The organism is uncultured Helicobacter sp. (assembly GCF_910577135.1).
Classification (GTDB): Bacteria; Campylobacterota; Campylobacteria; order Campylobacterales; family Helicobacteraceae; genus Helicobacter_C; species Helicobacter_C mastomyrinus.
Genome location: NZ_CAJTLL010000009.1, coordinates 1 through 15566 on the forward strand (window position 1 = coordinate 1; position 15566 = coordinate 15566).

At 39.6% G+C, this 15566-nt stretch carries 14 protein-coding genes; 3 read left to right on the forward strand and 11 right to left on the reverse strand.

Annotated features, from left to right (window positions below; translation table 11 throughout):
- From QZ289_RS05940 to QZ289_RS05975, 8 genes are all read right to left on the reverse strand, one after another.
- Positions 1-486, reverse strand: a 486-nt coding sequence (locus QZ289_RS05940; protein ID WP_295700374.1) for a radical SAM protein, incomplete at its 3' end; no start/stop codon positions are given.
- 25 nt (positions 487-511) lie between these two features.
- Positions 512-1255, reverse strand: a complete 744-nt coding sequence (gene murI, locus QZ289_RS05945; protein WP_295700377.1) for a glutamate racemase — start codon at positions 1253-1255, stop codon at positions 512-514.
- 7 nt (positions 1256-1262) lie between these two features.
- Positions 1263-2555, reverse strand: a complete 1293-nt coding sequence (rho, locus tag QZ289_RS05950) for a transcription termination factor Rho (RefSeq protein WP_295700380.1) — start codon at positions 2553-2555, stop codon at positions 1263-1265.
- Between the two features lie 147 nt (positions 2556-2702).
- A complete protein-coding gene (locus QZ289_RS05955) occupies positions 2703-3377 on the reverse strand; it encodes a response regulator (protein ID WP_295700382.1) in 675 nt (224 codons plus the stop codon).
- A complete protein-coding gene (locus tag QZ289_RS05960) occupies positions 3367-4824 on the reverse strand; it encodes a sensor histidine kinase (RefSeq protein WP_295700384.1) in 1458 nt (485 codons plus the stop codon). Before QZ289_RS05960 ends, QZ289_RS05955 begins: the two co-directional genes overlap by 11 nt.
- On the reverse strand, positions 4821-6281 hold the full coding sequence (locus QZ289_RS05965) for a hypothetical protein (RefSeq protein ID WP_295700387.1): 1461 nt from the start codon (positions 6279-6281) through the stop codon (positions 4821-4823). The genes QZ289_RS05960 and QZ289_RS05965 overlap by 4 nt, the downstream gene beginning before the upstream one ends.
- The gene (gene uvrC / locus QZ289_RS05970; protein ID WP_295700389.1) at positions 6274-8106 is read right to left on the reverse strand and encodes an excinuclease ABC subunit UvrC; all 1833 of its coding nucleotides are present in this window, start codon (positions 8104-8106) and stop codon (positions 6274-6276) included. The genes QZ289_RS05965 and uvrC overlap by 8 nt, the downstream gene beginning before the upstream one ends.
- A complete protein-coding gene (locus QZ289_RS05975; protein WP_295700392.1) occupies positions 8096-8551 on the reverse strand; it encodes a hypothetical protein in 456 nt (151 codons plus the stop codon). The genes uvrC and QZ289_RS05975 overlap by 11 nt, the downstream gene beginning before the upstream one ends.
- Between QZ289_RS05975 and QZ289_RS05980 the strand changes: the two genes are divergently transcribed.
- Positions 8543-8779: a hypothetical protein gene (locus tag QZ289_RS05980; protein WP_295700394.1), complete on the forward strand. Its 237-nt coding sequence runs from the start codon at positions 8543-8545 to the stop codon at positions 8777-8779. The two genes, QZ289_RS05975 and QZ289_RS05980, sit on opposite strands and share 9 nt — an antisense overlap.
- A gap of 3 nt (positions 8780-8782) precedes the next feature.
- The gene (gene nadB / locus QZ289_RS05985; protein ID WP_295700396.1) at positions 8783-10219 is read left to right on the forward strand and encodes an L-aspartate oxidase; all 1437 of its coding nucleotides are present in this window, start codon (positions 8783-8785) and stop codon (positions 10217-10219) included.
- Positions 10220-10963: 744 nt separating this feature from the next.
- Here the strand turns inward: nadB and QZ289_RS05990 are convergent.
- The 3 genes from QZ289_RS05990 to mnmG are packed head-to-tail and all read right to left on the reverse strand — an operon-like array spanning position 10964 to position 14720.
- A complete protein-coding gene (locus QZ289_RS05990) occupies positions 10964-12139 on the reverse strand; it encodes a glutathionylspermidine synthase family protein (RefSeq protein WP_295700399.1) in 1176 nt (391 codons plus the stop codon).
- A gap of 38 nt (positions 12140-12177) precedes the next feature.
- Complete coding sequence (locus tag QZ289_RS05995; RefSeq protein WP_295700402.1) at positions 12178-12786, reverse strand: UPF0323 family lipoprotein; 609 nt, start codon at positions 12784-12786, stop codon at positions 12178-12180.
- A 35-nt stretch (positions 12787-12821) separates the two neighbouring features.
- On the reverse strand, positions 12822-14720 hold the full coding sequence (gene mnmG, locus QZ289_RS06000; protein WP_295700405.1) for a tRNA uridine-5-carboxymethylaminomethyl(34) synthesis enzyme MnmG: 1899 nt from the start codon (positions 14718-14720) through the stop codon (positions 12822-12824).
- Between the two features lie 150 nt (positions 14721-14870).
- Between mnmG and QZ289_RS06005 the strand changes: the two genes are divergently transcribed.
- Positions 14871-15554, forward strand: a complete 684-nt coding sequence (locus tag QZ289_RS06005; RefSeq protein WP_295700408.1) for a Crp/Fnr family transcriptional regulator — start codon at positions 14871-14873, stop codon at positions 15552-15554.
- Positions 15555-15566 lie beyond the last annotated feature (12 nt).

Here is a 15566-nt window from a genome sequence, read left to right on the forward strand (position 1 = left end):
CGTTAAAACAGAGCTTATGAGCAGCTTAACGTGCGGATAATGCTTTTGTTTTAACTCTAGGAGGGCAGCAAAGTTTTCAATTACTTTTTGGAAGTCATCTTTACCATGCACGGCATTGTAATTTGTAGAATCTAAAGCATTAATAGAAAATTTTATAGAATCTAAGCCATTTTGCAGCAGAGACTCTGCCCTTGTCTTATCCATAAGTGCTCCATTAGAGCTTATATACACATAAGGAATTTTATAGATATTTTTGTAATGCCAAATAATAGCCTCTAGGTCTTTGTTTAATAATACTTCACCTTTAGCACTCAAACCTAATTCATCTGTTTGCACATATTTTAAGACATTATCCATAGATTTTACAAAGTCCTCATAGCTTGTTTTATTTTTTTTGGTGCGTTTGTCTGGGTTTGAGCAAAAATTACACTTATGATTGCAGAAAGTGCAAACATCAAAATTAATCTTTCGTTTTATTTTATCCATACTTTTTCTCCTTAAAGTTTTAAGATTAGCTCAACCATTTTTGGGCTATTTTTGTAAGCATTGCGGGATTATCACTTGCATAAAATTGCAAAGATTTAAGTGAATCGCCTGAAGTGAGGTGCAAGCGGGATTCTAAATATTCTACAATCGCCTCGCCTGAATGGATTAGAATACTTTGGTGTTTAAAATATTTATCAAGCGCGGGGGCGATAAGCGGGAAGTGCGTGCAGCCTAGAATAATAGCCTTAGGAGGATTACTAAGGGAGCTAAAATAGTATTCAAAAATATCCTCTACTATTGCCCCCTCTAGCAGCCCCTCTTCCACGATAGGCACAAAAAGCCCTGTGGCAAGACTTTTGAGATTCCAAAAGCCAATTTTGCGTAATCGCATTTCGTATTCACCGGAATTGATTGTCGCACGTGTGGCGATGATAAGGATTTGAGAATCTGTATTTGAAAGCTTATTTTGTACGGCAAGGACACCGGGCTCAATCACCCCAACAATAGGAATTTTGCTCTTTGCCTGCATTTCGGCTAAAGCGTAAGCACTCACAGTATTGCACGCCACAATAAGAATATCGATATGATGTGGAGCAAAGAAATCAAGGGCTTCAAGGGAAAAGCGCACAATTGTTTGCTTATCTTTGACACCATAAGGCACACGCGCGGTATCGCCATAGTAGATAATCTCATCAAAAAGTTTAGCATTAATGAGGCTTTTTAACACACTTAAGCCGCCAACACCGCTATCAAAGACACCCGCACGCATTAAAATCCTATTCTTGAGAGTTCATCATATTTAAAAACTCTGCATTATCCTGCGTTTGTTTCATTTTTGAGTAAATAAATGTAAGTGCCTCGACATCATCCATCGTGTGCATTACATTACGTAGCATCCATATTTTTGTAAGATTATCTTTGCCAAGGAGTAAATCATCTTTGCGTGTGCCGCTTTTTAATACATCAAAGGCAGGGTAGATTCTGCGGTCAGCGATGGAACGTGCAAGGACGATTTCGCTATTGCCCGTGCCTTTAAATTCTTCAAAAATCACTTCGTCCATTCTTGAGCCTGTTTCAATGAGGGCGGTAGCAATGATAGTAAGGCTGCCGCCTTGCTCGATATTACGTGCTGCACCAAAAAAGCGTTTGGGCTTATGCAGAGCATTTGCATCAACCCCTCCACTTAGCACCTTGCCACTTGATGGCGTAGCGGCATTATAGGCACGAGCTAGACGCGTGATAGAATCTAGCAGTATCACCACATCTTTACCCATTTCTACCTTACGTTTGGCACTTTCAATAACCAAATCTGCCACGCGGATATGGTTTGTCGCTGGCATATCAAAAGTAGAGCTAAAGACTTGTCCTCGCACGCTTCGCTCCATATCTGTAACTTCCTCTGGGCGCTCATCGACTAAAAGCACCATTAGCTCTACTTCAGGGTGATTTTTGGCGATGCCGTGGGCTAATTCCTTCATTAATTCTGTTTTACCCGTGCGCGGAGGAGCGACAATAAGAGCACGCTGCCCCTTGCCAATAGGGCTAAATAAATCTAGCATTCTGCCTGTAACTTTGCTTTGCTCATATTCGAGTTTGAGCTGTTCGTGTGGGAAAAGAGGCGTGAGATTATCAAAAAGCGGACGATTCTTAATCTCTTCAAGCGACATATAATTAATCGCTTCAATCTTTAAAAGTGCATAATATCGCTCTTGGTCTTTAGGGGGGCGCACTTGCCCGGTTACAATATCGCCATTACGTAGGGCGAAACGGCGGATTTGGGATTGCGATACATAGGTGTCATTTTGACTATCTGCGAGACTTTCGGTCAATGCCCGTAAGAATCCATAGCCCTCATTGGTGATTTCTAAAATACCTGAAAAGAGTATATAGCCGCCTTGATTGACTTGGGCTTTGAGAATCTCAAAAATCAAATCCTGTCTACGATAATCGCTAGGATTCTCTACTCCTACCTCTTCGGCAATACTGATAAGCTGTTTAATGCTTTTGGTGCGTAATTCTTCAAGCTGGTAACCTTCCACAGGCGTGTGAGTTCGTTTATTATCTGCCATAAAATTCCTTAGTTCAAATGAAGATTTAAGAAAGTTAAGAAGATAAAATCTGTGCTATAAGATCTTATCTTCTCTAAGAAGTCTTTTGTGAAAAAGTGAAAGTCGATTTTATAGAAAAGTTCCTTGTGTGTCAATATCTTACATGCTTTAAACAATATTGTTTTTAACATTTTTGTTCAAATCAGGGTGAATCTTATATACTTTGTTTTTAATCTTAATCAAAATGCCCGTGTCAATAAGTTGCTTAAATGTCTTTACAATCGTGGGCTTGCTGACATTAAGATGAGCGATAATGTTTTCATAAGAGCCATAAAAGATATTATCCTCATCGCAATTCGCGAGTAAAAATTGAATAATGGCAATTTTTTTGCCTCCTACAAAGGTGGAGATAGCATTAATGAGTAGATTCTTTGAGGCAATCTCATCAGCTTGCAAAAATGGCAAAATAGCCTTATTGAGCGTATGGAGTAATTCTTCAATATTGATAGGCTTTAAGATATAGCCATCTACGCGCAAACGTATCGCATCAAGGAGGTATTTTGTCTCTGTGTGCGCAGTAGTGATGACTACAGGGATATCAGGGTGGGTGCTTGAGTTGTGTATGGCATTAATGAGCTCAATTCCATTCATTTTAGGCATAAGAATATCTGTCAATATTAAATCAATTTTATGTCGTTTAAAAAGATCAAGCGCTTCTTGTCCATTTTTAGCCACAAATAGACGCCCTACATAATCTTCAAGCACCATACTTGTGAGGTTAGCGGTATCTATATCATCTTCTACATAAAGAATAGTAAGTTTATTAAGAGTATCAAATTTCATTATCGCTGCCTTGTGTTGGTATGTGAATGTTAAATTCTGCTCCAAAAAAGTGTTCTTTCCATTGTGTATTTGATACATCAATGCTACCATTAAAATGTCTCTCAATGATTTGCTTTGCCATATATAACCCAACACCTGTGCCTACAGATTTATGCTTAGTGGTAAAATAAGGCTCAAACACCTTTGTCTTGTCCTCTAAGCCAATGCCTCCTGCATTATCCTTGATACAAAGGACAATATTATATCCTACCTTATCTAATAAAATTTCTATATGTGCTTTAAAGTCCTCATTGCTTTGTGCTTTGAGTTTTAGGGCGTCAATGGCGTTATTAATAAGGATTAAAATCACTTGCATAAAAGAGTTTTGATAGCCATTTACACTAAGATTTGCTTTTTTGATTAATACATCAATATATATATGATTTTCTTTAATCTGTTCTTTAAGGAGTTCTAGAGAATCCCAAATGCTTGTAGCAGGTTCAAACACTTCGGTGCTTGTCTCTGGGCGGAAGAAATTGCGGAAATTTTCAATCGTATTTGACATTTCAGTGGCGATTTTCATACCATATTGCGTTTGCTGCAGGACAAATTCATTATCAAGCTTATTTTGCATAGCCTTGCTTTTAAAGCTCTGTATCAGCATCATTAGAGAATTAAGTGGTTGCCGCCATTGATGAGCGATATTTTGTATCATCTCCCCCATAGAGGCAAGTCTAGCCTGTTGATACATAATCAAATCTTTCTTGCGATTCTGCTCTACCTCGTATTCAATGGACTTTTGTAAATTGGCATTAAGTGCTTGAAGCTCTTTTGTCTTAGATTGCACAAGTTGTTCTAAAAGCAAGTGATTGGTATTGATAGAATGCCCGATAGATAGGGCAAGGATAATAATCGTAGCAATCACGATAAACATAAAAATAGCTAAGATAATATAAGTATTTTTGTAAAGAGAATCTGTAATCTTTTTCCCATAAAAAGCAATGTCAAAAGAGAGTAAAACCTGCTCTTTAAGTAAAGAGGGCATCGAGAGGGTATCACTATTGATAAAGGCTCTATCAATAGATTCTATAAGAGCGCTCTCTGCTTGTAAAAGAGTTTGAATCTGCCAATATTCATTAGGCATAAAGGTTTTGGCATACCATCGGCGTAAATGCACAATAGCAGATTCTATATTTCTACTCGTATCGTGAATCTTGTGTTGCTCCCACATTTCAAGCAAATACGGGAGATTCTGCTTATTGCGTGCATCACTTTCTGTAAGGAGCATAAGCGTGTGGATATTGTGATTATGTAGTGAGTTTATATCAAACTCACTTTTTAGCCCCATTAGTGCAAGTATCCCCACACTTGCCACAAGTGCAAATCCTATGACAATAATCCACATTAAAATTGTAGTTTTTGCGCGAAAGGAGATATTATTCATTAAAGAAGACATTATATGTTTCATACAAGCTCTTTTCCATTAGCAATTGCATCGCCTAAAGCACGCAAAAGTAAATCATATTGCAAAAATCGTTCTTTATGTTTCTTAAGGGAATAGCTAATCTGCTCTTGCAGCGTTTTTTGTGAGCTAAGGAGTGTATTATGCTCTTTATGTAGGGTAGCGATATTTTTTTGTGTTTCTTCTAGAGTATTGAGCGTATGAGATTTATCCACTATCAGCTTATTAATCTCACTGCCTAGAGCGATAATCTCTACTTTAGGGGCTTTTTTATCCACAAGTAATCGCAATGTCTTATTTTTATTTTCCAATATATCATTGTAGGTTTGTGCGTCTGCTTCATATCCCTTTTGTCGCAATTTATCTTGTGCGATTTGATTTGTGAGGTTATGAATGCGCTCCTCAAGCTTATTGGCTTGTTTTTGCATACTTTGTATGTCAAATTCTACACTGATTTTATTATGTAAGGCTTCTTTGATGAGTGCTAGTGTCCAAGGTTTGCCATTTTTATCAATAATAAGGGGCTTTGTGTAGATTTTCCCCCCTAGCTCAATCGAACCACCATTATAAAATTCAATAAAGCTAATCGCATTGGCATTATCCTTTATGCAGAGGTCTAGGAGCTCTTTTGCCACTATTTCAAACATCACCCACGAATATTGCTGAACTAATGTCAAGCAATACATACTTTTTGCAATAGAATCAACACGTTTAAGCGGCAGCTTTTCTAAAAATAGTCGTAACTTCTGTATGGCAAAAAACCCAAATCGCTGGTTAAAAAGAATATTATCAATATGTGTGAGGTCAATATCATTTTGCAATATCTGTGAGGTGTTTTGCATAATCACATCTTGAATATTGACTGATTGCAGCATATCATCAATACTTTGTTTATCGGCATTGCTTAGAACATTGATGTGCATTCTATTGTTGATTTGCCGTATTTCATTGCTGATTTGCACCATTTCATTATCAAATTTACGCAGCTTTATATTCCCATCTTTGAAAAATAGCCCATCACGCGGCTGTATGCCAAAGACATTTCTCAAAGCCACTTTTATCATATCTCTTTTTGTGCTTTGATTTTGCAAATCAAGCATAGAATTTACAAAGCTAAATAGCTCATCAAAATCCGCTTTTGAAGGCTCTTGCGTGTAGAGAGTGCTTTTATGCATTTTAAGAAAATCGCAGATTCTCTGCACATAAAGATTATGCGTGTAGTTTTTAATCCGCGTGATGATTTGAAGCTGCTTTTTATCATAATGCACGAAGCAGCCTAAGCCTTTTTGATCATAAAAATGCAAAATCGCTAAGCGAATATCATTTTCCGCGCTAGGATTATCCTGTAAAAGTGTAAAAAGCGCCTTTTCACTCTTCATTTTAGCCTCTGTAATATTCACAGATTCACTAAAATATTTTTGCAGTATTTGCAAGGCTTCATCATAGAGCGTATGGCTATTCATAGGGATTCTTTAGTGTGGAATTGTCTGCTTTTAGCACGGATTGAATCTGCTCTTGTGAGGCATTTTGCAATGTTTGAAATGAGCCAAAATATTCTAAAAGTCGCTTTATCTGTGCCTTGCTGTATTGCTTCTCTCCCATTATTTGCACCTTATTTGTGTCTTTTGTTTTCCTATAGCGATGATAGGTAATAGCATATTTATGCGCCTCATCACGTAGCTTCTGGCAGAATTGTAGTCTTTTGTCATTTGCTTTTAGTTTAAATTCCGCTTGGTTTGTGCGCAATATATCAAGTGCATTGCCCTTTGCCCGATAGGCTTTAGCATTATGTTTCATTTTTGCAATCGCCACCACATCGACATTTGCACCCACACTTTGGAGAATCTCACACGCGATATGAATTTGTGCCTTTCCGCCATCAAGCAGCCATAAATCCGGCGGAGGATTAGATTCAAACTTAGCTGCCCTACGTTCAAGCATTTGCCGCATTTGCGTGTATTCATCGCTACCTTCGAGGGTATATCGCCGATAATGCGATGAGAGAAAGGCATTATTTTCATACACAATCATACCGCCTACATTATGCACCCCGCTATGATGAGAGGTATCAAACACCTCAATTCTGTAGGGCACTCTTTGGAGGGCGCAGAGTTCTTTTAAGGCTATGAGAGTTGGCTCATCGCTATGCTGCTGCTTATGGAGGCGCAATATCTCAAGGGCATTTTGATAGGCAAGGGTAAGAAGCTCTCTTTTCTTGCCTTTTTGGGGCTGGATAATCTTAATATGGCTTTGGGTTTGGCTACTAATGAGCTGCTGCAAATGCACTAAGTCTGCAAATGCAAAATGGGGGATAAGAATCTCATCAGGCATTAGAGGCGTTATATTTTTATAATGATTAAGCAGGGCTTGTGTGTAGAGTTCAGGGAGATTATCATCATAAATATCTTGGTGGAGCAGTGAAAAATCGCTAGAGACAATGCGTCCATTGCGGATAAAGAGCACCATAAGAATGTGCGTATTAAGGCTCTCATCATCTTTAACAAGGGTAAATACATCATAATTTCCGCTTCGTATGTCGATTATGGATTGATTTTTCATCTGTGTGATTTTGCGGATTCTATCGCGGATTTTAGCAGCTTCTTCAAACTGCAAGGAAGTAGAGAGTTTTTGCATTTTTGATTCTAAAATACGTGCGAGTTCTTTTTTATTTTCAAGTAATGCAATGCCCTGCGTGATGAGCTTAGCATATTCTATTGTGGAGATTTTGCCCTCACAGGGGGCGAGACATTTATTAATCGCATAAAACATACAAGCTTTTTTGCCTTTCACACAGGATTTTTTCTGCACAAGCGGTAGCACATCATAAAGGCTATCAAGCAATTCTCTAGCCCCACTTGCAAATGGTCCAAAATACTGAATCTTAGGCGATTTTAGCACTTGTCTTGTGATGTCAAAGCGGGGGTAGGGGAGGGATTTATCAATATAAATATACGGATAGGTTTTATCATCGCGCAGAAGGATATTGTATTTAGGCTTTAGGCTTTTGATAAGGGAGTTTTCAAGTATAAGTGCGTCTTGTTCGTTATTGGTTAAAAGCGTGTGAATCTGCGCTATTTGGGATACCATAAGCGCGATTCTGGGGCTAAGATTGGGCTTTGGGGAGATAGATTCGTTATGAATGCTAAAATAGCTTTTAATGCGATTTTTAAGATGCTTTGCCTTGCCTATATAGAGGAGATTTCCCGCATTATCAAAGTATTGATAAATGCCTGATTGTGTAGGCAAATGCTTTAATGTGAAAAGGAGAGAGGGATTTTCAGGTGGCATTTTGAGCTTCCCATTGTCGCTTAATGCTTAAACGTAAGGCTTCGATTTTGTCATAAATCTCTTTATTGGTGGCGCGATTTTCAAACTCTCCATTGGAATGCTCATAAAAGGCGGGATTGGTGCTTGGTGGTAATGGTGGAGTAAGAATGTGGCTTGGCACATAAGCGTGTATTTTTTGGATAGAACTAAGCCTAGGGAAAAGTGCTTTGTGGCTTTTTAAACTCTCTGTTATGTGTTTATGCTTATAATGATTAAATTCTACGCACAAAGCCTTGTGTTTAAAGGCAAAAAGCAATCGATTATTTTTAATGGTAATAAAGAGAATCTGATCTCTTTCAAGTGGCGTAAGAAAGGTATTTTTAAAGCGCGTGATTTCACTTTGCTGCTGCAGTCTGTGAGCCAGAGATGGAAATTCCCGCCCGATATGGGAGAGTATATGAGCCATAGTAGTTGTTTTCATAGGCATATTTTAGCATATTTAGCGTTTATTTTTGCCATCGTTGGTATGGGGATAAATACCGGTTGTGGCTATAAGGCAGACCCATTTTATAAGCCCTCAAATCAAGTTGATACAAGCTCAAGTGTAAATGCAGCCCAAAATCAAAAGAAAAAAGTGCTTTTTGAAGAGATAGATTCTAAACCCACAGCGAGTTATGAGGCAGATGGGGAGTAGGGTATGAGGCAATATGATGTGATAATTATCGGTGCGGGAGTGGCAGGGCTGTATTGTGCGGCTGCCTTACCTCCGCATTTAAAGGTGTTGATTTTGTGCAAGGCTCAACCTTGGGAGTGTAATACATTCTACGCGCAAGGGGGCATTAGCGTGGCAAGAGATGAGAGCGATATATCCTCACATACGCAAGATACTCTTTCAGCCGGAGCAGAGTTAAATAATAAAGAATGTGTAGAGACGCTTACAAACAATAGCATTTTAGTGCTAAATGAATTGATAGAGGGCGGCTTTATGCTGGATAGAGATGAAAATGGCGCATTACTCTATGCTAAAGAGGGAGGGCATAGTAAGGCTCGTATCGTGCATTCAGGAGGGGACGCCACAGGGAGAAGTCTGCATACATATCTTATAGGCAAACTCCGCGCGAGGCTGTGGAAAAATGCAGAGGTAGTGGATTTACTCATTGAGGAGGATAAATGCTATGGTGTGTGTGTGCAGACAAAGCTAGGCACACATAATCTTTATGCCCATCATATCGTTATTGCAAGTGGAGGCGTGGGAGGATTGTTTAAATACCATACCAACGCCTATACGATTAGTAGCGACCTACACGGAATCATCTTAGAGCATCATCTTGCCTTGCAGGATATGGAAATGTTGCAATTCCACCCTACTGCCTATGTGGATAATCCACAGGCTAGGAAATATCTTATTTCTGAAGCTGTGAGGGGAGAGGGAGGCGTGATAGTCGATGATTTGGGGAAGCGATTTTTGTTTGATTATGATAGTCGTGGAGAGCTTGCCCCGCGTGATATTGTGGCACGTGGGATTATGGATTATTGCGCTAAACATCAAAGAAAGGCATTTTTAGATGTGAGTGCCTTTGATGGTGGATTCAAAAATCGTTTTCCTAATATTTATCGTGATTTAAGCCCTTATCTTAACATTCCTTTTGAGCCTATTCCCATTTCACCGGCTTTTCATTATTCAATGGGCGGTATTGCGGTGGATACAAATGGGCTTGTGAAAGGTATGAGTAATCTCTATGCTGTGGGAGAATGTGCTTGTAATGGTTTGCACGGGGCTAATCGCCTTGCATCTAACTCACTTTTAGAGGGTCTTGTATTTGGAAGGAGTGTCGCACATCATATTGTGGAAAATCCCACACGCACACGTATAGCGCATTTCCCATTATGTGATGAGGTACTTGAAAAAGATGGCGATAGTAAGCTTAAGAATGTGTTGCGTGATATTATGTGGGACAAGGTGGGGACTATCCGCTCTAAAAGTGGCTTAGATTCTGCGTTGGGTGGGATTGAAGTAATGCTGGAATCTAATATCGGGCGTATGCTGCGATTGAGGCTGCTTGTAGCGCGTAAAATCGTGCAATCAGCTTTAAATCGCACTCAAAGCAAGGGCGCACATTATCGAGTGGATTAGAGAATCTATTTATGCCTATGCTCTATTGTGGTTTCACCACCGCGTATCTTATACACTTAAGGTAAAGCCTCTCGTATGCACCTAAAGGACGCACTTATGAATAAAGCTAACGCTTTATTCATAAGTGAGTTTTAAGGTATAGAATCGCCAATCTAATCCCCACCCCCTCCGCAAGGGAGGAGGAAGCAATTATAGCCCCCCCCCTCGTGGGGAGGGGAAATAGCTATTAAAATCTTAAAAAGTTTAAAATTACACATATCCTACAAGTGAGGCATAACCTTGAGCGGTGGAAGGGCAGTCAAAACTGAAACTCTCCTTATAATTTAGGAACAATGGGATATAGATTCTCTATTCAAATTTCTTTCTTTTTTATAAAGGGGAAGGATTGAAAAAGTCGGTTCGAGGATATACCTCACTTGCTAGGAGAAAGATAGACTAGAGAATCTAACCCTTAAAAACTAACTTGATGAATAAGACAACGTCTTAGTCATAAGTGCGTCCTTTTGTCCTCAAGGGCTATCGCCCTTTGCGAGATTAAATCCCTTCGGGATTGAATGGTGCGAAGCAGATTTTATATCTGCAAAGCAAGACCCTTTGCAAGTGTGGATTAGCACTTCGTGCGAATACGGCGATTACATCGCAACAGCAAGGGCATAATAGACTAGAGAATCTCTACCTTAGAAGCTAACTTGATAACCAACCAAAGTGCGGTTTGGTGGAAGAGCAGTAGCGTAGGCATATAAATTAGTGCTTGATACAATGGCTTACAAATTTTGAAAAATTATCGATGATTAATCCTCCTTTGCGGAATCCCAAGCCACAAGATTCATAAGCAAAAAATACATTAGGTTGATAATATGCGCCATTATGGCTATTTAGCTCATAAAAGGCTTGATAGACACTTTTATGATTGCCATATATGCCACTCTTAGATTCTATAATACCGCCATTGGTATCTAAAATATCGATATTTGCACCTTCACGCCCAAATGCCCTTTTGCAGACTTGCTTAGTATTTGCCAAAGGTGTGTAAGAAGCAGGAAGTAATAAGGGGTGATTAGGAAACAAATCCCATAGAATCTTTAGCATTGCCTTGCTTTGAAAGAGTAGCGTATAAGCGGGGTTTAAAAAAATCGTATTATGATTTTGCATCATCTCACTCATTAAAAGCACAAGTTCAGGCTCATCAATAGCGATATTCTCCCATGGAATGAGCTTGAATAAAAATTCATAATTTACACCATTGTGGCTTAAACCCTCTGTGGGCGAGAAATGCACTTCATCAATAGGTGCAAAATCGCACGTAAAGCCAGATTCTCTAGCGAGATACTCTAAAAATCGCGTAGTAGTGAGATCTTCATTAGAGCTTGTGATACAAGAGAATAGAATCTTCCAGCCCTCATAGAGTTCATCAAATCGTGAAGTATCTGCCTCTAGCGTGATAAGACGTTTGAAATTTTCACTTAAGGCATTATGGATATTGTTAAATTGTGCTTCCTCATTAAGGTTATTGTATTTGAGTAAAGCCCATTGCACCAATGCACTTTCATAAAGCATAGTGGGCGTATCGGCGTTAAATTCAAGGAGCTTGATAGGCTTACCATCAAGTCCGCCGCTTAAATCAAATCGCCCATATAAGTGCCAATGTATATCTTCCTCCCAACTTTGCTTAATCGCACCAATGAGGCTTGGAGGAATATCAAGCTCGAAGAATAAATCATTTTCTATCACATATTCTCCGGCTTCTACAAACATATCATAAAGCGTATTTCCCGCCTCATAGTATGCCTCCGCCTCCGCCTCGCTAATGTGTATGAGCTCATCGCTTAGGTAAGAGGTATTATCCATATCGGTATGCCAAGTAAGCCCCATAGATTCTAGGGCATTTTTATCGGGCAGCGAAAGGCTAGTGATAGTCATCATATCTCCTTTATTTTTGTTTTTGTGAATGTGTTTTTTCAGCCGCCCGCGCTTCCCATACTTGTGCTAGGCTTAGAGGCATTGCCTGTATTGCCAAAGAATCCAGTTTTACCCGCGCTAGAGCCGCTCCTACTTGTCGTGGTGGATTTGTTAGTAAAGCTATTTTTACTTCGCTCATAAGCTTGAGGGGATTTGTAGTTGCGCTGCGCGTTAGCTTGATAGTTTGGGTTATTGAATAATTTATTGCCAATATAGCTCCCTAGAATCGCCCCTGCCGCACTCGCTAGAATCGCCCCACCAAGTCCTAATCCTCCGCCATTAGGATTAGTAAGCTCACTCTGCCCGGCATTAATTGCTATCTCCTCTTGTTTAATAAGTCCATCAATCTCGGCTTGAGAGAGCATTCTCTCCTGTCCATTAATATCTTTAAGCATTACGCGGGTTTGCTCACTAGGGTATTCTTCAAGCACTTTATAAGTGCCATCGGGCTGCTCTTCGATAACTACAAACGCACCATTTTTTTGACTATTTTGCAAGGTGGTGTTAAGCTCATTATCATTCTGATTACACGCATTGAGAGCAAAAACTGCCATCACGCCAAGCCCCCCAACCATCGCATAATTCTTAATTGTGTGGATATGTTTCATTGCTTTGCTCCTCTGTTTAAATGTTTAAAATTGTATCAAATCTTTGCCATTTTTTTATGGTGTAAATGGATATATAAATGCAGGACATCAAGACTTGCTGGTGTGATACCGCTAATCTCACTTGCTTCAAAAAGGCTTTTGGGGGTGAAAGTTTTCAGTTTTTCAATCACTTCAAGGCTTAGCCCCGGGATATTGTCAAAGATAAAATCCCTTGGAATCTCCACTTGCAGCATTTGCTCCATTTGTGCGATTTGCGCCTTTTGTTTGTGAATGTAGTCAAAATATTTAGATTCTATAAAAATTTGCATAAGTGCATAATCGCTCATTTCCTCTATATGCGGGATTTGACATTGCTTAAGCAATTCACGTAAAGTGTGTAAGGGCAGCTCCTCCCTACCAATGATATGTATAAGACGTGTTTTATCGCTAATGGGAGGGAGGTTTAGGGCTTGTAGCATAGTGAGATTTTCCATACTTGGCGTGATGTATCGATTTTGCAAATGCTCTAAAGTCTGCTCTATATGTGCCTTATCACGCATTATTTGCTTGTAATATGAATCTTCAATCAACCCAAAGGAATGCGCATAATGGCAAAGACGTAAAGGGGCATTATCCTCTCGCAAAAGGAGGCGGTATTCTGCACGTGAGGTAAAGAGACGATAAGGCTCTTTCGTGCCTTTTGTTACTAAGTCATCAATCATCACGCCAATGTAGCTTTCACTTCTTGAAAGACAAAAGGATTCACCCTTAAGCGAGAGTGCGGCATTAATACCCGCCATAATGCCTTGTGCTGCAGCTTCCTCATAGCCTGTTGTGCCATTGATTTGCCCGGCTAGAAAGAGATTAGCGCATTTTTTTGTCTCTAATGTATGATAAAGCTCGGTTGGTTCTACATAATCATATTCAATCGCATAGCCATATCGCGTAATACGGGCGTTTTCTAAGCCCTTAATCGTGTGGATTAGCTGCTCTTGCACATCAATTGGTAAAGAAGTAGAAAGTCCATTAATGTAGTATTCTACTGCTTCGCGTGTTTGTGGCTCTAGGAATAGCTGATGACGTTCTTTATCAGCAAAGCGATTGACTTTATCCTCGATACTTGGGCAATATCGTGGTCCCACACCCTCAATTTGCCCTGTGAAAAGTGGCGCACGATGGAAATTTTCACGTATAATGCGATGTGTGTTTTCATTGGTATAAGTAACAAAGCAGGGGAACTGCACGGGGGCAAAGGAGTGCGTCCTATGACTAAAATGCGGTGGATTGCTATCACCATTATGCACCTCAAGTGCGCTAAAATCAATGCTCCGCCCATCAATCCTCGCGCAAGTGCCTGTTTTTAACCGCCCCACCTTTAAGTCCATTTCTTTAAGCGATGTGCTTAAATGTTCTGCGCTCATCTCGCCAAAACGTCCATTGCTTAGCTTAGTCTCCCCGATATGCACTAAGCCCTTAAGAAATGTGCCGGTGGTGAGGATAATCTTTTTTGCAAAATAGGTTTTGCCAATGTTTGTTTTCACACCCTTTGCGATGTATCGCCCTTGTGAATCTTGCTCATAGATGAGGCTTTGGGCGCTTTCTTGCGAGAGGGTGAGATTAGGTGTGTGAAGAGCAATATCTTTAGCGATAATACTATATCTATCCATATCAATTTGTGCTCTAGTGCCACGCACAGCAGGACCTTTTGAGGCATTTAAGATTCTAAACTGAATCCCGCATTTATCGGTAATTTCTCCCATAACGCCCCCAAGCGCGTCTATCTCTTTGACGAGATGTCCCTTGCCTAGTCCGCCTACTGCTGGGTTACAACTTGCAAGGGCGAGATTCTGTATAAGGAGGGTGATAAGATGCGTTTTTGCGCCCATTTTTGCACTTGCGATACCTGCTTCTAATCCCGCGTGTCCGCCCCCAATGACTAAGACATCATATTCCATACCCTGCACTCCTTATTTGCTTTTGATATTGTAATTTTAAGAAAAGTGTTAAAAATCCCATAAGAGTGTTTTAGGAGAAAAACGAGCGCATTTTATTATTATTTGGTTATTTTTTTGCTACTATGACGGGGATAAAATAAAGGATAACCGATGAAAGAGAAAGCCTTGCGTTCCATTGGAGCATTTGCAAATATCAGTGAGGGGAGTTTAGAATCTTTAGAGGCTATCACGAAATTACGATATATCGAAAAAAATGGCATTTTGCATTATGAAGGCGAGTATATAGAATCTGCTTATTTTTTAGCACGAGGCAAGGTTGAAGTATATGAAATGGATAAGAATGATAATGAATTATTTTTGTGCTATGTGGATTCGCATTTAAGTGATGGTAGGCTTATTAATGCGTTTGGGACATTTGCCCCCTATGAAGCAAATGCAAGTGTGCGCGGGGTGGAGCCAAGCGAGATAGTTTTGCTTGATTTGCAGCAGCTCCATCAGCTTGTAACGAAAAATATTGAAATCAGTAATGCTATATTAAGCGAAGTAATGAATCGAATGATTACTTTTAAGAATTTTATTAATTTTAATGAGATTTATGATAGCACATCGCGTGTAGCATATATCCTTGGCACAAGTTTAAAGTATTTTAATCAAGTGCAGCGGCAAACAATCGCTCACGAGCTAAATATCAAGCTAGAAACGCTTAGCAGAATCTTGCAAAAAATGATGACACAGGGTTTGATTGCTAAAGATGAACACGGCGATGTGTATATTAAAGACAAACAAGCTTTTGAAGCACTCTATGGAGGTATAAAATCTTGTGATGTATCTTAAGACTTAGATTGT